This window comes from Intrasporangium sp. Soil_C_50, assembly GCF_057656595.1.
This window is the reverse complement of the sequence record NZ_JBDGKB010000007.1, coordinates 81,420-99,301: the sequence shown is the minus strand read 5'-3', so window position 1 is coordinate 99,301 and position 17,882 is coordinate 81,420. Positions and strand designations below refer to the sequence as shown.

15 protein-coding genes are annotated in these 17,882 nt (G+C 73.3%); 1 reads left to right on the top strand and 14 read right to left on the bottom strand.

The annotated features are described in order from the left end of the window. Nucleotides 1-73: 73 nt before the first annotated feature. From AC3A5R_RS15680 to AC3A5R_RS15650, 7 genes are all read right to left on the bottom strand, one after another. Nucleotides 74-556: a hypothetical protein gene (locus tag AC3A5R_RS15680; protein ID WP_323097452.1), complete on the bottom strand. Its 483-nt coding sequence runs from the start codon at nucleotides 554-556 to the stop codon at nucleotides 74-76. Beyond that, the gene (locus AC3A5R_RS15675) at nucleotides 553-3,018 is read right to left on the bottom strand and encodes a molybdopterin oxidoreductase family protein (protein ID WP_487621695.1); all 2,466 of its coding nucleotides are present in this window, start codon (nucleotides 3,016-3,018) and stop codon (nucleotides 553-555) included. The genes AC3A5R_RS15680 and AC3A5R_RS15675 overlap by 4 nt, the downstream gene beginning before the upstream one ends. Before the next feature lie 151 nt (nucleotides 3,019-3,169). Continuing rightward, nucleotides 3,170-3,895, bottom strand: coding sequence for a GAF and ANTAR domain-containing protein (locus tag AC3A5R_RS15670; RefSeq protein WP_487621694.1), 726 nt, complete (start codon nucleotides 3,893-3,895; stop codon nucleotides 3,170-3,172). 393 nt (nucleotides 3,896-4,288) lie between these two features. Next, the gene (locus AC3A5R_RS15665; RefSeq protein WP_487621693.1) at nucleotides 4,289-4,870 is read right to left on the bottom strand and encodes a hemerythrin domain-containing protein; all 582 of its coding nucleotides are present in this window, start codon (nucleotides 4,868-4,870) and stop codon (nucleotides 4,289-4,291) included. Nucleotides 4,871-4,985: 115 nt separating this feature from the next. Further along, entirely contained in the window at nucleotides 4,986-5,729 is a 744-nt protein-coding gene (locus AC3A5R_RS15660; protein ID WP_323097446.1) for a DUF3618 domain-containing protein, read from the bottom strand. Beyond that, nucleotides 5,726-6,193 carry a phage holin family protein gene (locus tag AC3A5R_RS15655; RefSeq protein ID WP_487621692.1) on the bottom strand — a complete coding sequence of 156 codons (468 nt, stop codon included), beginning with the start codon at nucleotides 6,191-6,193 and terminating at the stop codon, nucleotides 5,726-5,728. Before AC3A5R_RS15655 ends, AC3A5R_RS15660 begins: the two co-directional genes overlap by 4 nt. Then, complete coding sequence (locus AC3A5R_RS15650) at nucleotides 6,190-7,089, bottom strand: hypothetical protein (RefSeq protein ID WP_487621691.1); 900 nt, start codon at nucleotides 7,087-7,089, stop codon at nucleotides 6,190-6,192. Before AC3A5R_RS15650 ends, AC3A5R_RS15655 begins: the two co-directional genes overlap by 4 nt. Nucleotides 7,090-7,376: 287 nt before the next feature. Here AC3A5R_RS15650 and AC3A5R_RS15645 point away from each other — a divergent pair, with 287 nt between their 5' ends. Beyond that, the gene (locus AC3A5R_RS15645; RefSeq protein ID WP_487621690.1) at nucleotides 7,377-7,907 is read left to right on the top strand and encodes a DUF4383 domain-containing protein; all 531 of its coding nucleotides are present in this window, start codon (nucleotides 7,377-7,379) and stop codon (nucleotides 7,905-7,907) included. Between the two features lie 262 nt (nucleotides 7,908-8,169). On the opposite strand, the gene AC3A5R_RS15640 is transcribed toward AC3A5R_RS15645, so the two are convergent. From AC3A5R_RS15640 to AC3A5R_RS15610, 7 genes are read right to left on the bottom strand one after another with little or no spacing between them, the layout of a single operon-like run. After that, a complete protein-coding gene (locus AC3A5R_RS15640; protein ID WP_487621689.1) occupies nucleotides 8,170-9,336 on the bottom strand; it encodes an enolase C-terminal domain-like protein in 1,167 nt (388 codons plus the stop codon). Nucleotides 9,337-9,344: 8 nt separating this feature from the next. Further along, complete coding sequence (locus tag AC3A5R_RS15635; RefSeq protein WP_487621688.1) at nucleotides 9,345-11,150, bottom strand: thiamine pyrophosphate-requiring protein; 1,806 nt, start codon at nucleotides 11,148-11,150, stop codon at nucleotides 9,345-9,347. Next, nucleotides 11,147-14,215, bottom strand: a complete 3,069-nt coding sequence (locus AC3A5R_RS15630; RefSeq protein WP_487621687.1) for an FAD-binding and (Fe-S)-binding domain-containing protein — start codon at nucleotides 14,213-14,215, stop codon at nucleotides 11,147-11,149. The genes AC3A5R_RS15635 and AC3A5R_RS15630 overlap by 4 nt, the downstream gene beginning before the upstream one ends. After that, a complete protein-coding gene (locus AC3A5R_RS15625; protein ID WP_487621686.1) occupies nucleotides 14,212-16,059 on the bottom strand; it encodes a glycoside hydrolase family 15 protein in 1,848 nt (615 codons plus the stop codon). The genes AC3A5R_RS15630 and AC3A5R_RS15625 overlap by 4 nt, the downstream gene beginning before the upstream one ends. After that, entirely contained in the window at nucleotides 16,056-16,226 is a 171-nt protein-coding gene (locus tag AC3A5R_RS15620; protein WP_487621685.1) for a hypothetical protein, read from the bottom strand. The genes AC3A5R_RS15625 and AC3A5R_RS15620 overlap by 4 nt, the downstream gene beginning before the upstream one ends. Nucleotides 16,227-16,241: 15 nt before the next feature. After that, nucleotides 16,242-16,430, bottom strand: a complete 189-nt coding sequence (locus AC3A5R_RS15615) for a hypothetical protein (RefSeq protein WP_487621684.1) — start codon at nucleotides 16,428-16,430, stop codon at nucleotides 16,242-16,244. After that, a complete protein-coding gene (locus tag AC3A5R_RS15610; RefSeq protein WP_323097437.1) occupies nucleotides 16,427-17,431 on the bottom strand; it encodes an SDR family oxidoreductase in 1,005 nt (334 codons plus the stop codon). Before AC3A5R_RS15610 ends, AC3A5R_RS15615 begins: the two co-directional genes overlap by 4 nt. Between the last annotated feature and the right edge of the window lie 451 nt (nucleotides 17,432-17,882).

Below are 17,882 nucleotides of genomic sequence, written 5' to 3'. Positions count from 1 at the left end.
CGGTGGCGGCCGGCGGAAAACGTCCGCCGCCCCGGGCGAGCACTCGCCCGGCCACCGTCGGTGGCCGGGCTGCTCATACGACCAGCGCCTGGGTCGAGGACTCCTTGATCTTGGCGTTGGCCCAGTGCGCCTGCCGCTTGGCCTGTCCGCCACACCGGGCGGCGAGGTCCATGAGCTCGTCGTGGACGATGGCCTGGGCGGCCTGCCCGACCATCTCCCAGTCGGCGAGCACGCTCGAGGCACGCAGGTACACGTCGCGCAGGGCCCGCACCATGACGAGCTCCGTGGCGTCGGACCGCCCGGCGCGCTCGGACATCCACATCCGCGCGTGCTCGACGAGAGTCGGCGACTCGTCCGGGACAGGGTCGAGCTGTTGGTCGAACTGGCTTGCGATCCGGGCGATCTCGCGCACGTGACCGCTCGACCACTCGGCCAGGTCGCGCGCGACGTAGTGCACCTCGTGGTCGGCCCGATGCTCGTCGGACAGGCGCAGCAACGCCCTCGCCAGCTCGTTCTCGTCGTGGTGCAGGTCGGCCAGCACGATCCCGATCCTCATCGGACCGCTCCTTCCTCGGTGGCGCCTTCGGTGGCGCCTTCGGTGGCGCCTTCGGTGGCGCCCTCTGTGGCGCCCCCGGTGAGGTGGGCCGCTGTCGTGCGCAGGGCGGGGGCCGGGGACGCGACCCCGGCCGCGTCGGCCACCTTGCGCAGCGCGCACGCGGCCGTCTTGAAGATCGGTTGCTTGGAGACGGGGTCCCAGGCCGTGAGCGTCAGCTCGTTGGCCGCGCGCCCGTGCTCCTGGGGCGCGTGGCCGCCCGCGGTGTCCCAGTAGCCGTAGTGGAACGGCAGGAAGACGACGCCACGGCGGATGTCGCAGACGCGGACGCGAGCCCGCACCTCGCCACGCGGCGTAGCGATCTCGGCGACGTCACCCTCGACGAGGCCGTACGCCGCCGCGTCGGCGGTCGAGACCTCCACCCACACCTCCGGGGCGGCGGCCTGCAGCTCCGGCGCGCGGCCGGTCCTCGTGCGGGTGTGGAAGTGGTAGACGGTGCGGCCGGTGATGAGCTGGAGCGGGTGCTGCTCGTCGGGCATCTCGTGGGGCGCGCGGTACTCGGCGGCACGGATGACGGCGCGGCCGTGCGGGTTCATCGCCTGGTAGTCGGTGGCCTCGAACGGCGCCCCGGTCTCGAGGTCGCGCCCGTACGACTCGCACAGCTCGGGCGAGGCCCAGGAGATCCCGTCGGTGTAGAGCCGCTCGGTGCCGTCGGGCGCGTCGTCCGTGCAGGGCCACTGGATGCCCCCGCCCCGCAGCTTCTCGTAGCTGAGACCGCTGTAGTCGCACGGGCGGCCACGGCTGCACTCGCGCCAGGCATCGAAGGCCTGCTCCGGCGTCTGCCACTTGACGAGCGGCTCGCCGTCCTTGTCCTGCAAGCCCATTCGTATCGCGAAGTCGACGAAGATGTCGAGGTCCGGCCGAGCCTCACCCGGCGGCTCAACGGCCTTCTCGGATAGGTGCACGGTGCGGTCGGCATTGGTGAAGGTGCCGGTCTTCTCCCCCGCTGTCGCGGCCGGCAGCACCAGGTCGGCCAGCTGCGCGGTCTCGCTGAGGAAGATGTCCTGGACGACGAGGAACAGCCGGTCCTGCGCGAGCACCGACCTGATGCGTGCGAGCTCGGGCATCGACACCGCCGGGTTGGTGCCCGACACCCACAGCATCCGGATCGACCCGTCCTCGACGTAGCGCATGATCTGCATCGCGTGGGTCGGCGGCGTGGCGTGCGGGATCTGCTTCGGCTCGACGTTCCAGACCCGGGCCAGGTCGGCGACGTGGTCGGGGTTGCTCCAGTTGCGGAAGCCGGCCATGTCACCGTCGGCGCCGCACTCACGGGTGTTCTGGGCGGTCGGCTGGCCGTTCATCTGGAGGATGCCGCAGCCGGGCCGCCCGATCATGCCTCGCAGCAGGTGCACGTTGTTGACCTGCACCGCGGCCGCCGTGGCCTGGTGCGACTGGTAGAACCCCTGCAGCACGGTCGACAGCAGGGCGTTCGACTCGCCGAGCAGTCGCGCCGCAGCCCGGATGTCGGCCGCCGTCACGCCGCAGATCGTGCTGACGACGTCGGGTGAGTACCGGCCGACGGTCTTCTCGAGCTCGTCGTAGCCGACGGTGTTCGCCGCGACCCACGTGTCGTCGACGTGCCCGCGGGAGATCATCTCGTGCAGCAGCGCGTTCATGAGGGCGACGTTGGTGCCGGGGCGCGGGGCGAGGTGCAGGGTGGCCGCCTTCGCCACCGGCGTCGGCCGCGGGTCGACGCACAGGAGCGCCGGAGGGTTCACGCCCGCGAGCCGGTCGAGGATCCGCATCCACAGCACCGTCTGCGTCTCGGCGACGTTGTGCCCGAACAGGGCGATGGTGTCGGCGTGGTCGACGTCGGTGTAGGAGCCGGGCTGGCCGTCCGATCCGAACGACTCCTTGAGCGCCTCCGCCGAGGTCGCGGTGCACAGGCGGGTGTTGCCGTCGACATGGTTGGTGCGGATGCCGCCGTGGGCGACGACCGCCAGCGTGTAGTACTCCTCGAGGAACAGCTGGCCGGTCGTGTAGAAGCCGATGGCGCTCGGGCCCTGCTCGTCGAGCAGCTGCTTCGTCCGCCCGACGAGCAGCTCCATCGCCTCCTCCCACGAGCACTCGACGAGCCGTCCGTCCCGACGCACCAGGGGGCGGGTCAGCCGGTCCGGTGAGCCGATCGCCTGCCAGCCGAAGAGGTCCTTGGGACCGAGTCGGCCGTGGTTGACGCGGTCCTCCGGCCGGCCACGCACGCCGACGATGCTCCCGTCGCGCACGCCGAGGTCGAAGGCGTCGCCGTTGGAGTGCAGCGTCGACGCCGTGCGCACCCAGCGCTCCACGTCGTCCTCGTGGACCCCGTCAGCGAGATGCGTGTCGACGCGCTCGGGCCACCGGGTTCCCCGGGCGTACGGCGTTCGCTCGCCCCACACGTCCTCGATGCGGTCCTGGGTGGGCATGGCCGTCCTCCTCGCAGACGGGGCCGTCGGCGTGCGGCAGAGTGGTGGGTCGCTGACCCGTCGTCGCCCTGCCCCTACCCACGCGGGACCGCCCGGAGCGGTCGACGCCCGCGACGTGCGTCACCCTCCCCTCACCGGGGATGGGCCCCCGTCAGCCGACGAGCGGTTCGAGCCCGGGCACGGTGCCGGTCTCCAGCAGCTCGGCCGCGACGTCGGCGACCTTGCGGTTGTGGTTCTGGCTCAGGCGGGCCAGCACCGCGAACGCACCGTCGGCGGTGAGCCGGTAGCGCTCGACGAGGATGCCGACGGCGGCCCCGATCGTGCGACTGCGCGCGAGCGCGGCCTCGAGGTTGTCGGCGCGGTCGTCGGCGAGGGACGCCTCGATGGCGATGACTGCGTGCTGCGCGAGCAGGTGGGCCCGTTCGACAGCGACCGCGTCGAACAGCTCGGGGCACCGGGCGTAGCACGTCATGACGCCGACGGTCGCGCCCGCGAGCCGCAGTCCGTGCGAGACCACCGACCGCACCCCGGTGCGGGTGAGCATCTGCGCGGCGTACTCGGGGAAGCGTCCGTCCTCGGCGAGGTCGTGCACGACGACCGCGTCGCCCGACTCGAAGGCCGCGATCCCCGGGCTCGCGCCGCACCCACCCGCGATCTTCGCGATGACGTCGGCCAGCGCGGGGTCGTTGGACGCCGATAGCCGCGCCGGGCGCCACGTCAGATGGTCGGTGACGGCGACCGCGGCCCAGTCGCAGGGTACGACCTCGACGGCTCGGTGCACGACCGCCTCCACCGTCGGAAGCACCCCGTGGGTCTCTGCGAGGTCACGCGCCACCCGCGCAAACTCGCTGGCCGACGCGTCAGCCGAGGTGCTCACCTGCACATCGTCCCGCACCGCAGGGCACCACGTCACCGGACGCACCCAGCGAATTTCGCAGCGGTCGGGGCGGCGCCTGGCCCTGGGGTGTTCGACGGGGCGGGCGCGGCCGTCGATCGACGTACCCCCGCGCGCGTCGAAAACCCCCGAGCACGCGGCGAGGAGCAGGACGGCCGGCGCCAGGCCCGCGGCCACGACTCTTCCGAGGCCGGGCCCGGCCACGGCCGGACTCCGGTGGACGCTGGGGCCGCTCGGCCTCGTCCTCGGGACGAGCGAGGTCTCGGTCGGGGACATGCGCTCGCCCTCCGTGTCGTCGTGCACCCGTCGTCATCTGGGTTCTACCCCCGGAGGCGGGTCACGAACGACCCGGGACGGGTTCAGGGCGTTGCCGGCCTAGCCCAGCGCGGAGCGGATGGCGTCGCGGGTGCGGTCCACGAGGGAGGCCGCGGGCCCGACAGCCCACTGCTTGACCGTCGAGCCCGCGGTGGACGGGTGCGGGTGCGTCGGGGCGACGGCCTCTGCCGCCTGCAGCGCCCGGCCGAGCTGGAGCCGCTCGGTGTCGTCGCACCCCTCGAGCACGGCCGGGAACTCCTCGCTCTCCTCGGCCTCGGCATGCGCGACGACGGCCTGTCGGAACTGCTCGAGCTGTCCGTCGAAGTCGGGCGAGGCCACGTCGAGGTCCTCGAGGGCGGCGAGCACCTCGTTGGCCCGGGCCTCCTCGGCGTTGCGGGCATCGACGACGGCCCTGCCGGCCAGGCGCTCGGAGATCGGCCGCAGCACCATCTCCTCGGCGGTCTCGTGCACCGCGAGCAGGGCTCGCAGCTCGTCGAACGCCCGCTGCTTGTGCCCACCGTCCGCGCTCGCGACGTCGTCGAACAGGTCGCGGACGCGGGCGTGCTGGCGCAGGAGCACCGCGATGACGTCACCCTCGTCCAGCTTCGCCGCCTCGCGACGCGCCTTGGCCGATCTCCTCATGGTCAGGTCCTTCCGTTGTCCGTGCGATGGAGGTGCGCCGCGGTCGGGCAGCCACCGGCCGGGAGCAGCACGTCCGGGGCGGCTGGTCGCCCGCCCCGGACGTGTTCGACGCGGGTCAGCCCATGCCCCCCGAGGAACCGGGGGACGAGCCGGAGGCGCCGGACTGTGCGGTGTCCTGCACGGATGCCGCCGCGTCCTTGCCCTCGTCCTTGACGTGCTCGACCGAGGACTGAGCTTGGTCCTTCACCGACTCGGCGGCCTGGCGAGCCGGCTCCTTGAGGTGCTCGGCCGACTCCTTGGCCACGTCCGTGGCCGTGGACTTCGCCTCCTCGACGACGGGCTGCGCCTTCTCCTGCACCGTCTGGGCCAGCTGCTGCTCCTTCTGGCTGGCCGGCAGGAGGGAGCCGACGAGCCAGCCGACGCCGAGGGCGACGAGGCCCGCTGTCAACGGCGACCCGGTGGCCTGCTGCCTGACGGCGTGCGCGGCGTCCCCGGCTTTGTCACCGACGGTGCCCAGCGTGTCGCCCACGGCGTCTCCGGCGCTGCTCACTGCCGAATGCGTCGAGCTCGACGTGGAGTGCGCCGCGTGGGAGGCCGATCCCATGACCCGCTCGCGCAGGCCGACCGCACGCTGCTTCGCCCGGTCGGCGCCGCGTCGCGCCAGGTGGCTGGGGGTGACGGCGTCACCGAGCGCGTTGACGTCGCGGCTCAGACCCGCCCGCGTCCGCTCGATGTCGCGCCGGATCTCGTCCGGGCTGCCGGGCTCGGGGCGCGAGGCCTCGTTGGCGCCGGCCCGCGAGTACGACTGGAGGTCAGGGTCGTTCGTGGCGCCCTGGGCGCCGGTTTCGTAGGTGCTCATCGTGTCTCCTCGTGTCCCTTGAGCGCGTCGGGGATCTTCTTGCTCGTGTCGACCGTGCGGGGCAGGCCGTCGATCTTGCGGAAGGAGCTGCGGCCGGCGGCGGCCAGCACCGCCGCGACGACGGCCCACACCGCCATGACGATCACGGCAGCCCAGCCGCGGTTGTCGATGGCGCCGGAGAGCCATTCCCAGACCGCGAGGGACAGGAACAGCAGCGCGAACCAGCCGGCGGTGGCGGCACCGCCGAACATGCCGGCGCCGCGGCCGGCCTTCTGGGCCGACTCCTTCACCTCGGCCTTGGCCAGCTCGACCTCCTGGCGCAGCAGCGTCGAGAGGTCCTCGCCGATGTCCGCGATGATCTCGCCGAGGGAGGAGCTCTCCGCCTTCGTCTCGGCACTCGTCGTGGTGGGACTGGCGAAGGTCTCGGCGCGGGCCGGGGTCGTCGCGTCGAAGGGCGTGCTCATCGCAGGCCCTCGCCCGTGTCGAGGCCTCCGACCCCGGCGTCGGGCACCGTCGCCGGCGTCGAGCCGGTCGGTACGACGGTGGCCGGTCCGCGGGTGCTGCCGTAGGCGCTCTCGGCGCCGTTGGTGGTGCCGGCGGTGCCGCCCGTGGTGCCGTAGGTTGCGCCGGTGACGCCGTACGTGCCGGTGGTCGGGGACCCCGTCGCCTCGCCTCCGCCCGACGTCGAGGTCGGGCTGTCGGTGAGGCCTCGCGTCAGCCGTCCGCCGAGGAGCCCGAGCAGGGCCGCGCCGGCGAGGAACGCGCCCGGGCGCCGCCGAGCGACGCTGCGGACGTCCTCCAGAAGCTCGCCGGGCTCACGGTTCTCCAACCACTGGGAGGCGCTGCGGACCTGCTGCTCGATGCGGCGCACGAGGTCACCGGCGACACCGTCGTGTGGCGCCGCGGCGGCCATCTGGCGCAGCTCGTCACCGAGCGAGCCGAGCCCACGCGCGGCGCGCTGGCCCTGGTCCGAGGCCTGCGTGCCGAGCTCGCCCCGCAGCTGCTCAAGGAGGGCCGTCAGCTGCGACTTCGCTTCGGCGCCAACGGCTTTCGCCTCATCGGCCGCTGTTCCGGCCACGTCGCGGCCGCGGTCGGCCGCCTCCCTGGCCGTGTCCTTGGCAGTGTCGGTCAGGCCGCCGTCCGACGATGAGCCGGACGTGCTGGACGGACCGGACGCGCCGGAGGCGCCGGGCGTGGGCGTCGTGTCGTAGGGGACGGCGTCGGCGGCCGTGGAAAGGCGTACCTCGCTGGTGTCGCTGTAGGGCGAGCCGGCGTCCCGTGCGCCGCCCGACCCCGTGCCGGGGCCCTCCCGCTCCTGCGGCACCTCACCGAACCCTGGGTTGTGTGTTGGTTGCGTCATCGTCCGCTCTCCAATGGTCGAGGGGTGCGCGTCGGCCGGTCGGACGACGGCGTTTGACCCCGGCGGTTGGGCTTCGACTACCCGGCGGTGCCGCGCCGAAACGTCTCGGGCACAAGGCGAGCCGGCGCGGCCGGGGCGGCCTCCCTTGTCGGTCGCGCCGCCGCGGAGGCAGTGATGCGGTCTCCGTGGCGACCCGGAATCGGAAGGCCCGGCCGGGTTTGAAGTCTCGGGCGGTGGGCACGGGGTCGTACACGCTGCCCGCGAATCCCCGGGCGGAGAGGAGCACCATGACCACTCGTCCAGAACCTGCGACTCGCGGCGCGACCAACCGGTCAGTGACGGAGCGCCGGACGGCGGTCCAGGGCGCCGCGCTCGTGGTCGGCCTCGCGTTCCTCGCCGTCGGCATCGCCGGTTTCGTCCCCGGCGTCACGGCCGACTACTCGAACCTCGGCATGGCCGGGCACCACTCGGGCGCCATGCTTCTCGGGGTCTTCCAGGTGTCGGTGCTGCACAACGTCGTCCACCTGCTCTACGGCGTCGTCGGGATCCTCGCCGCCCGACGCTGGAACGCCTCCCGGGTCTACCTCATCGGCGGTGGCGCGCTCTACCTCGTCCTGTGGCTGTACGGCCTGTTCGTCGAGAAGACGTCGGCGGCCAACTTCGTGCCGCTCAACCGCGCCGACGACTGGCTGCACCTCGTCCTCGGCCTCGGCATGGTCGCTCTCGGCGTCGTCCTCGGCCGTCGCCCCGGGGCGCACACCATCGCCGGCCACGACGCGCGGTACGGCGACTGGCGCCGCGACAGCGCCTCGTCGTGAGCCCGTCCCGCGAGCAGGCCCCGAGGTCCAGGCCCTCCACTCGCTCGGCGGAGGGCCGGGACGTCCGGCCCGCAGCCGCGGACGCCCCATCGGTATCCGACCTCGAGCCCGAGTCGTCCGACGACGACCCGGCTGGCGGTCCTGCCCCGGTCCCCCGCGCGTCTGCCGACCCGGCTGACCCGCCGTCGCCGACGGGGCCGCTCAACCCGGCCTGACGCGTCGGTGCCCGGACAGGCACGGCGCCGTTGCCCGGGCGGTCGGCTCAGGCCAGCGCCGCGAGCCAGCGGGACGCGTCGGGGCGCAGTCGCATGCCGTGGCCCGGCGCGTCCGCGTCGAGCGGCAGGCAACCGGCCACGAGCCTCGGGACGCCGTCGAAGAGGCGCTCCTCGACGCGCACCTGGTCGTGGAAGTACTCGAGGTGGCGCAGCTCCGGGACGGCCGAGAAGGCGACCGCGCTGAGGTGCGGGGCGCAGTGCGCCGACACGTCGAGGTGGTGTGCCTGCGCGATCGCCGCCGCCCGGTAGAGCGCCGTGATGCCCCCGATGCGGGTGACGTCCAGCTGCAGGCAGTCGACGGCGCCCGACGCGCAGAGGGCGCGCACGGCGTCGAGCGAGTCGGCGTACTCCCCCGCAGCGACGTCGGCGACGACGCGCTCCCGAACGTGCCGCAGCCCGGCCGGATCGTCGCTGCTCACCGGCTCCTCGAACCACGTCACGCCCAGCTCGTCGAGGCGCCGCCCGACGCGGACCGCCTGGCCGACGGAGAAGGCCCCGTTCGCGTCGACGAACACCTCGACCCCGCGACCGACGGCGTCGACCACTGCTGCGGTCCGCTCGAGGTCGCGGTCCACGCACGTACCCCACGACTCACCGATCTTGAGCTTGACCCAGTGCGCGCCGAGCGCGGCCCACGCGGTCAGCTGCTCCACGGTCCGCTCCTGGCTGTAGGTGGTGAATCCCCCTGAGCCGTAGACCGGTACGGAGACGCGATCCGACCCGAGCAAGTGGTGCAGCGGCACGCCGAGAAGGCGCGCGCGCAGGTCCCACAGCGCCGTGTCGACGGCGGACACGGCCATCGCTCCGGGCCCTCGGGTGCCGACGTTGCGCATCGCCCGCACCTGGTCGCTCCACAGGTCGGCCACGGCGAGGGCATCACGGCCCTCGACGACCGGCGCGAGCAGCTCACGGACGAGCTCCGCGACGGCCGGGGCGCCGTAGGTCCAGCCAGTGCCGGTCAGCCCGTCGCACCCGACCTCGACGACGACGCACGTCGTCGAGTCCCAGGCGATGGTGCCGTCGGCCTCGGGCGCGTCGGTCGGCACGGTGAACGCGGTGGCCCGCACCAGCTCGACCGTGCCGCGACCGGCTCCGGAGTCCCGGGGCGTGCGGTGTGCGAGCCGCGAGGGAGTCGTCGGGTCCGCCTCGTACACGGCTCGCCTCAGTCCCCGCGGCCCGGGAGGACCTCGGCTAGCTTGCTGCGAATGCCCTCCTTGACGACGTCGACGCGGTCCGGGTCGCCACGAAGCACCGACTCGGCCGCCTTCTTCATCTGGTCCCACGTGGCGTGCGGCGGGATGGGCGGCACGGCCGGGTCGGTCTCGAAGACGATGACGGCAGGTCGGTCGCAGGCGAGTGCCCGCATCCACGAGGCGCTGACCTCGCCGGGGTCGGAGACGTGGATGCCCTCGAGCCCGAGGCTTCTCGCGAACCCGGCGTAGTCGACGGTCGGCAGGTGCTGGGAGGGCAGGAACTGCGGTGAGCCGCCCATGGCGCGCAGCTCCCACGTGACCTGGTTGAGGTCGCCGTTCTGCAGGACCATGACGACGAGCCGCGGGTCGGCCCAGTCCTTCCAGTACTTGGCGATCGTCACCAGCTCGCCCATGCCGTTCATCTGCATGGCGCCGTCGCCGACCGTCGCGAGAACCGGCCGATGGGGGTGGGCGAACTTCGCCCCGATGGCGTACGGCACGCCGCAGCCCATCGTCGCGAGGGTGCCCGAGAGGGTGCCGCGCATCGTGCCGCGCATCTTGACGTGCCGGGCGTACCAGTTGGTACCCGAGCCGGAGTCGGCGGTGATGATCGCGTCGTCGGGCAGCAGCGGTGACAGCTCCTCGAAGACGTGCTCGGGGTTGATCGGGTCGGCCTCGACCTTGCCGCGGGCCGCCATGACGTCCCACCAGCGAGCGACGTTCGACTCCACCGTCTCGCGCCAGGAACGGTCGACCTTCGCGGTGACGAGCGGCAGCAGCGCGCGGAGGGTGCGGGCGGCGTCGCCGACGAGGTTGACCTCGAAGGGATAGCGCAGCCCGACCATGGTGGGATCGGCGTCGATCTGCACGGCCCGCACCTTCGGCTCGCCGCCCTCGAAACCGGGCAGGAACTGCGTGTACGGGAAGTTCGAGCCGACGACGAGCAGTGTGTCGCAGTCGATCATCAGCTCGTAGGACGGCCGCGTGCCGAGCAGCCCGATCGAGCCGGTGACCCACGGCAGCTCATCGGACAGCACGTCCTTGCCGAGGAGTGCCTTGGCGACGCCGGCCCCGAGGACATCGGCCATCTCGGTGACCTCGACGACCGCGGCTCGGGCGCCCTGGCCGACGAGCATGGCGACCTTCTCCCCGGCGTCGAGCACGTCGGCCGCCCGCTGCAGGTCGGCGTCGGAGGGCACCGGCAGGGCGAAGGTCTGGTCGAGGCTCGAGGGCACCATCTTGAACGCGTGCTGCGGCGGTACGTACTCGAGCTCCTGCACGTCGCTGGGGATGATGACCGCGGTGACGGTGCGCCGGGAGGCGGCAATGCGCATCGCCCGGTCGAGGACGTTGGGCAGCTGCTCGGGGACCGTCACCATCTGGCAGTACTCGCCCGCGACGTCCTTGAAGAGGCTGAGCAGGTCGACCTCCTGCTGGTAGTTGCCGCCCATAGCCGAGCGGGCCGTCTGTCCGACGATCGCGACGACCGGCACGTGGTCGAGCTTGGCGTCGTAGAGGCCGTTGAGCAGGTGGATCGCACCGGGCCCGCTCGTGGCGGTGCAGACGCCGACGCGGCCGCTCAGCTTGGCGTAGCCGCAGGCCTGGAAGGCGGCCATCTCCTCGTGGCGGGCCTGGATGAAGCGCGGCCTGTCCTGGGCGCGCTCCCACGAGGCCAACAGGCCGTTGATGCCGTCGCCGGCGTAGCCGAACACCTGCTCGACGCCCCATTCGCGCAGTCGCTCCAGGACATGGTCTCCGACAGTCGTGGTCGTCATCTCTGGTCCTCCTCGGATCGGGGCTGGTCGGTCTGGTCGGTCTGGTCGGTCTGGTCGGTGGGTGCCGGGCGGTCCCGGAGGCCGCCTGCGAGCAGCTCGGCGAGGTGCACGGCGTGGCGTCCCGTCTGCTGCTCCACCTGCGTGCGGCAGGAGAAGCCGTCTGCGAGCACGACGGTCGACGCGTCCGCCTCCCGTACCCGTGGGAGCAGCACGCGTTCGCCCGCGCCCACGGACACCTCGTAGTGGCCGCGCTCGAAGCCGAAGTTGCCGGCGAGGCCGCAGCATCCCGAGCCGAGCCGGTCGGCGTCGATGCCGGCGGCCTTCATCAGCTCGTCGTCGGGCTTGGTCCCCATCACGGCGTGCTGGTGGCAGTGGGTCTGCACGATGGCGTCGACGTCGAGCCGCGGCGGCTGCCAGTCGGGCGCCCGGTCGCGCAGCAGCTCGGCGAGGGTCGTCGTCTGGTGGGCGAGGCGCCGGATGTCCTCGTCGCCCGTGAGCAGCTCGGGGGCGTCGGACCGGAACACCGCCGTGCACGACGGCTCGAGGCCGACGACCGGGGTGCCGGCGCGCAGGTCGTCGCGCAGCACCGACACGGTGTGCCGCAGGACGCGCTTGGCCGTGCGCAGCTGGCCGGTGGAGATCCACGTCAGCCCGCAGCACACCGGCTCGCTGGGCACGACCACGGTGAAGCCGGCGTCCTCGAGCACCTCGACCGCGGACGCCAGCACCGTCGGGTGGAAGTAGTTGGAGAAGGTGTCGGGCCACAGGATGACGCGGCCCGGGACACCCGGGTTCGCTTGGGCCGCAGCGCCTCCCGAACGGGTACGTGCGCGCGAGCGGGCCCCGTCCGACGCCGTGAACGGCTCCTCGGCGAAGGCCGGGAGGCTGCGTTCCGGCGCGATCCCGCCGAGCCGCTTGAGCAGCGGGGCGGTGAGACGCGACTGCGTCAGCCGGTTGACCGCACGGGGTGCCCGCGCCGCCGCTCGGGCCGTCAACGGCAGCCAGCCCATCGAGTAGTGGGCGGCCGGTCGCACCCGGTGCTCGTAGTGGTGCGACAGGAACTCGACCTTGTAGGTGGCCATGTCGACGCCGACCGGGCAGTCCGACTTGCAGCCCTTGCACGCGAGGCACAGGTCGAGGGCGTCGCGCACCTCGGCGGAACGCCAGCCGTCGGTGATGGCGTCGCCGCGCATCATCTCGAAGAGCAGACGGGACCGGCCACGCGTCGAGTGGACCTCGTCGCGGGTCACCATGTACGACGGGCACATCACCTGCTCCTCGCTCGAGGAGGTGCGGCAGTTGCCGATCCCGGCGCAGCGCAGCACCGCCTGCGAGAAGCGTCCGTCGTCGTTGGGGAAGCCGAACTCGGTGCGCGGCTCGGGGTGCGCGTACTCGGTGCCGAGGCGCAGGTTGGCGTCGCGCGGGTTGGGGCGCACGACCTTGCCCGGGTTCATCCGGTCGTCCGGGTCGAAGAGGTCCTTGACCTGCTCGAAGAGCGCGACGACCTCGTCGCCGAACATGATCCGCAGCAGGTCGCCGCGGGCCTGCCCGTCGCCGTGCTCGCCCGAGAGGGAACCGCCGTACCGGACGACGAGGTGCGCTGCCCGAGAGGTGAACTCGTGGTAGTGGGCGATCCCGTCGGCGGTGCGCAGCTCGAAGGGGATGCTGCAGTGCACGCAGCCCTGGCCGAAGTGGCCGTAGATCGACGTCTCGTCCTCGCGGTAGCCGAACTCGTCGAAGAGTTCGCGCAGGTCGCGCAGGTAGTCGCCGAGCCGCCCCGGCGGGACGGCGGAGTCCTCCCAGCCCGGCCACGTGTCGTGCCGCGCCGACGGGTGGGCGGTGGCGCCGAGGCCTGCCTCGCGCACCCGGACGAGCTCCTCGATGTGGGCGGAGTCGTCGTAGAACCGTGTCGTCGGCGGGTGCTCGTTGCCCTCGACGTCGCGCAGCAGGCCCTTGGCGCGCTCGTCCGCCTCCTCCTGGGTGTCGGCGGAGAACTGGACGACGAGCCAGCCGCGGCCCTTGGGCAGGTCGTCGACGGCGTCGCCGGCCGCCTCGATCTCGCGCTCGAGGTCGATGAGCACGTCGTCCAGACCCTCGAGCATCGACGGGTCGTGGGAGACGACCTGCGGCACGGCGTCGCCCGCCTCGGCGATGTCGGGGTAGCCGAGCACGACCATTGCGGTGGCCCTGGGCACCTCGACGAGCGCGAGCTCGGCCCGCAGCACGGTCACGAGGGTGCTCTCGGAGCCGACGAGCGCCTTGGCGAGGTCGAAGTGGGCCTCGGGCAGCAGGGAGTCGAGGTTGTAGCCGGAGACCCGACGCGGGATCTTCGGGTAGCGGGTCCGCAGCAGCTCGAGGTTGTCGTCGCGCAGGCCACGCAGCGCCCGGTAGATCTCGGCCCACCGGCCGCCGGCCTCGACGACCTCCACGTACTCGTCCTCGCCCGTCGGGCCGACCCACATCCGCTCGCCGTCGTAGGTGAGCACCTCGAGCCGGTGGACGTTGTCGACGACCTTGCCGTAGGCCTGCGCCGTCGACCCGCACGAGTTGTTGCCGATCATCCCGCCGAGGGTGCACGTGCGGTGCGTCGAGGGCTTGGGCCCGTACATCAGCCCGTGCGGGGCGAGCTCCCGGTTCAGGTCGTCGAGGGCGATGCCGGGCTCGACGACGCAGCGGCGTCGCGCCACGTCGACGGACTCCACACGCGTGCAGTGGCGTGACCAGTCGATGACGACGCCGGTCCCGGTGGTCTGGCCGGCGAGGCTCGTACCGCCACCGCGCGACACGATCGACGCGTCGTGCTCACGGCAGACGGCTACGGCCGCGGCGGCGTCGTCCGGGTCGAGGGGGTTGACCACGACCGTGGGCACGTACCGGTAGTTGGAGGAGTCCACCGCGTAGGCGCCCCGGCTGCCGAGGTCGGGTCGCACCTCGCCCCGCACGCGGGCGCGCAAGGCGGTGACGAGGCGTGCCTCCGGCGTCGGCGTGGCGGTGCCGGGGCGCGCCGGACCGGTCGACGTGGTGGTCGCGGGGGTGGGCGCGGGTGAGTGGTCGGTCGTCGTCATCGCTGTCTCGTTCTCCCATCAGTTCCGGCGTGTGGCGGGTCGCCGCTCGACTCACCGCACGGGTCGCGGTCCGGCTCGCCGCCGAGTCGCTGGGCGCACTCGAGCAGGAGCGCGTGCACGAATCCCTGCGGCAGGTTGCCGCGCAGCTGGTGCTGCTCGACGTCGAACTCCTCGGCGAACAGGCCCGCCGGCCCGGCCGCCGCACGCTGCCTCTCGAACCAGCGGAACGCCTCGACCTCGTGCCCGGCTCCCCAGTGCGCCAGGCACATCGCGAAGCCGCACAGCAGGAACGCGCCCTCGGCCTCGCCGAGCGGGCGGTCGTCGGGACGGTTGCGATAGAGGTAGCCGTCCGCGGAGAGGTCCTTCTCGACGGCGGCGATCGTCGCCAGGCTGCGGGGGTCGGTGGGTGCGAGGGCACCGCGGACACCCGGAAGCAGCAGCGACGCGTCGAGCTCGGGGCGGCCCGGCCGGCGCAGCCACGCCCCGCCGGGCGACAGGCAGCGCCGGCTCGTCTCGGCGAGGACGGCGTCGGCGAGGCTGTCGGCGCGATCGGAGAGGGCGCCCGGGCCGTGCTGCGCGATGCGGCGCAGGCCACCGACGCAGGCCAGGCGCGAGTGCGTCCACCAGTCCGGGTCGAGCTCCCAGATGCCGGCGTCGGGCTGCGTCCACCGTGCGGCGATGACATCGACGAGGGTCTCCGCGGCCGTGGCGTCCTCCGCGGTGAGCAGGTCGTGCCGAGCGGCCGACGCGTACAGCTGGAGCAGCTCGCCCGGGGTGTCGAGCTGGAACTGCCCCCGCACCCAGTTGCCGACGACATCGGCGCCACCGGGGTAGGCGGGCAGGTCGAGGGTCGACTCCTCGGGAGGGAGGGCCCCGGTGACCGAGTAGGCGGGCGCGAGGTCGTGGCCGTGCTCGAGGATGCGGGCCGTCGTCACGTCGACCAGCTCCGGCAGCAGCGGCAACGGCTCGTGGACCGAGACCGCGAGGCCGGCGTACGCCTGGTCGCGCAGCCACACGTAGCGGTAGTCGAAGTTGCGTCCGGCCTCGGCACGCTCGGGCAGCCCCAGAGTCGGCGCGGCGACCATGCCACCGCCCGGCGTCGTCAGGCCACGCAGCACGGCGTAGGCCATCCGGGCGTCGCGCCTCCCGACGACGTCCTCGAAGGCCGGCACCTGCTCGCTCCACCAGCGTTCGGTCGCCCGCCAGGCGTCGGGCGCCTCGACCGGAGGGCCGAGGGGGCGGTCGGACACCTCGAGCACGAGGTCGCGGTGCTCCCCGGCAGCGAGGTACAGCTCGGCGCGCAGCACGCCGTCGTCGCCCCGCGATGCCTCGGGCAGCCCGCTCCACCGGGCCCGCAGGTCGCCGCAGCCGAGCACCCAGCGGCCCGCGTCGTCGCGACGCGCGTCGGCCGGCGTGCTGCCGAAGTCGCCGCGCAGGTCGAGCGACACGGCCACGCGGGCCCCGTCGGAGTCGGGCATCTCGATGCGGCGCAGGAGCACGGCCCGGTGGGGGTCCGCCGGAGCGGCGAGCGCCTCGCGACACTCGACGGTCGTGTCGTTGGTGACCCAGTGGCTGCGCCAGACCAGGCTGCCGGGCTCGTAGGTCCCGCCCCAGACGTAGGGCTCGACCGGCGTCACGGTGTAGCCGCCGCGTCCGCCGACGAGGCTCGCGAACGTGGCCGGCGAGTCCCAGCGGGGCACACACATCCACACGACGTCGCCGCGCGGCCCGATGAGCGCACCGCGGTGGCCATCGGCCACGAACGAGTACTCGCGCAGCACGTGGAAGGGCTGTCCGGTGGACCGGCTCGTGTCGGCTGTGACCGACGGGCGCGACGGCTTCATCGCCGCCTCCGTCCCCCGCGGGAGAGCGCGGCACCGGCCAGGGCGACGCCCGCCGACGCGAGCGCCGGACGCGCGTACTCGCGTCGCCACGCCGCCAGGCCCACCATCGACAGCGCGTGGGAGACGTCGACGAGGGCAGCCGGGCGCCGGGCCACGCCGGGGGCCACGAGCTCGGCGATCCCCTAGGCCAGGTGACGGAGGCCGAGCAGCTGGGTGACGAGCTGTTCGTCGGCGGTGCACCCGCGGCCCGTCACCCGCTGCCAAACCTCGTCGGGGCAGGTGAACAGCACTGCGCCCCAGGCGGTCCCGGCCGCACCAGCGACCCGCGCCCTGCCGTTGCCGCTGCCGTTGCCGCTGCCGTTGCCGCTCAACGACGCCGCCCCACGACCGCGAGCGCCAGGCCCGCCACCGCGACGCCTGCCGCGCCGGCCAGCTGCGGGTACCGGTGCGCGAGCCACTGCTGGCGGCTCGTCGGCTTCGACTTCCCGTCGAACGCGCCATGGGCCCCGAAGTCGCGGCCGTCGTCGCCGTCGGCCGGGTCCCAGAGGTTGGCCGGCTGGTCGTCGGGGCGTCGCTGGTCTGTCTGCTGTGAGTCGAACCCCGTTCTCGCCAGGTAGCGGTCGAGCAGGCCGGGCACGACGGCGTTGGCCATCAGCGTCGCCGTGGTCGTGGCCCCGACCCAGTACTCACGACGCTTCGGGTGCTCTGCGGCGAACGCGATCGCGCGGGCCGCGACCTCCGGCTGGTAGATCGGGGGCACCGGCTGGGCCTGCCGGGGCAGGCGGGACAGCACCCACGAGAACTGTGGCGTGTTGAGCGCCGGCATCTGCACCATCGTCACGTGGACGCCGCTCTTCTCGTGGAGCAGCTCGACTCTCAGTGCCTCGTGGAAGCCCTGGATCGCGTGCTTGGCGCCGCAGTACGCGCTCTGGAGCGGGATGCCGCGGTAGGCCAGCGCCGACCCGACCTGGACGATCGTGCCGGCGTCCCGCTGCCGCATGCGCCGGAGCACGGCGCGGGTCGCGTAGACGTAGCCGAGGTAGCTGACCTCGGTGACGCGCCTGAACTCCTCCGGGGTGATGTCCTCGAACCTCGCGAAGACCGAGGTGAAGGCGTCGTTGACCCACACCGCGATCGGGCCGAGCTCGCTCTCGACGCGCTCGACCGCGGCCTCGACGGCGTCGGGGTCGGACACGTCGAGCGGCACGACCAGCGCGCGCCGCCCCTGCGCCCGGACCTCGGCAGCCGCGGCCTCGAGCCCCCGCTCCCCGCGGGCGAGGAGGGCGACGTCGTTCCCACGCCGCGCGAACTCGCGGGCGGTGGCCCGTCCGATACCTCCGCTTGCTCCCGTGATGGCCACGACCTGCGTCATTCGTCCTCCTCGGCACCTCGTCCGTGAGCCCCAGGGGCCAGGTGCAGGGGCACCCGAGGGGCAGGTGGTCCGGCGACGGGTGCCCCCTACCCCGGGCGAGGCCGTTGTGACGAGGGCACGCCGAGGCGTACGTCACACGCCGTGACGTGCAGGCGTGCGGGCGTCGTGGCCGTGGGCGCGACGCGGGCGCGGCCGCGGGGCCGTGGTAGCCGGCGGCAGGCGGAGGCCGGCGCGACCGGGGCCGACGACTGCGGCCCCGGTGGGGGGTCGCGAGCGGTCAAGGACACGGTGCGAGAGCGGGAGGCGCCGGCGCTCGGGGGTCGACGACGCCTCCCTACCCCCTGAATCCGTTGCGGACGCCCCGGCGTTACACCTCGCCCGGGACCGACCCCGTCGAACGACCCCTCCCGTTCACCTCGGGGCTCTAGCGTCGGAGGTGACGAACCCTGAC

Excerpts from the sequence above, each read along its gene's own strand:
- AC3A5R_RS15660 (WP_323097446.1), bottom strand. The coding sequence starts at position 5,729 with ATGAGCACCTACGAAACCGGCGCCCAGGGCGCCACGAACGACCCTGAC.
- AC3A5R_RS15650 (WP_487621691.1), bottom strand. The coding sequence starts at position 7,089 with ATGACGCAACCAACACACAACCCAGGGTTCGGTGAGGTGCCGCAGGAG.
- AC3A5R_RS15635 (WP_487621688.1), bottom strand. The coding sequence starts at position 11,150 with ATGACGACCACGACTGTCGGAGACCATGTCCTGGAGCGACTGCGCGAA.
- AC3A5R_RS15625 (WP_487621686.1), bottom strand. The coding sequence starts at position 16,059 with ATGAAGCCGTCGCGCCCGTCGGTCACAGCCGACACGAGCCGGTCCACC.
- AC3A5R_RS15645 (WP_487621690.1), top strand. The coding sequence starts at position 7,377 with ATGACCACTCGTCCAGAACCTGCGACTCGCGGCGCGACCAACCGGTCA.
- AC3A5R_RS15630 (WP_487621687.1), bottom strand. The coding sequence starts at position 14,215 with ATGACGACGACCGACCACTCACCCGCGCCCACCCCCGCGACCACCACG.
- AC3A5R_RS15665 (WP_487621693.1), bottom strand. The coding sequence starts at position 4,870 with ATGAGGAGATCGGCCAAGGCGCGTCGCGAGGCGGCGAAGCTGGACGAG.
- AC3A5R_RS15675 (WP_487621695.1), bottom strand. The coding sequence starts at position 3,018 with ATGCCCACCCAGGACCGCATCGAGGACGTGTGGGGCGAGCGAACGCCG.
- AC3A5R_RS15610 (WP_323097437.1), bottom strand. The coding sequence starts at position 17,431 with ATGACGCAGGTCGTGGCCATCACGGGAGCAAGCGGAGGTATCGGACGG.
- AC3A5R_RS15680 (WP_323097452.1), bottom strand. The coding sequence starts at position 556 with ATGAGGATCGGGATCGTGCTGGCCGACCTGCACCACGACGAGAACGAG.
- AC3A5R_RS15655 (WP_487621692.1), bottom strand. The coding sequence starts at position 6,193 with ATGAGCACGCCCTTCGACGCGACGACCCCGGCCCGCGCCGAGACCTTC.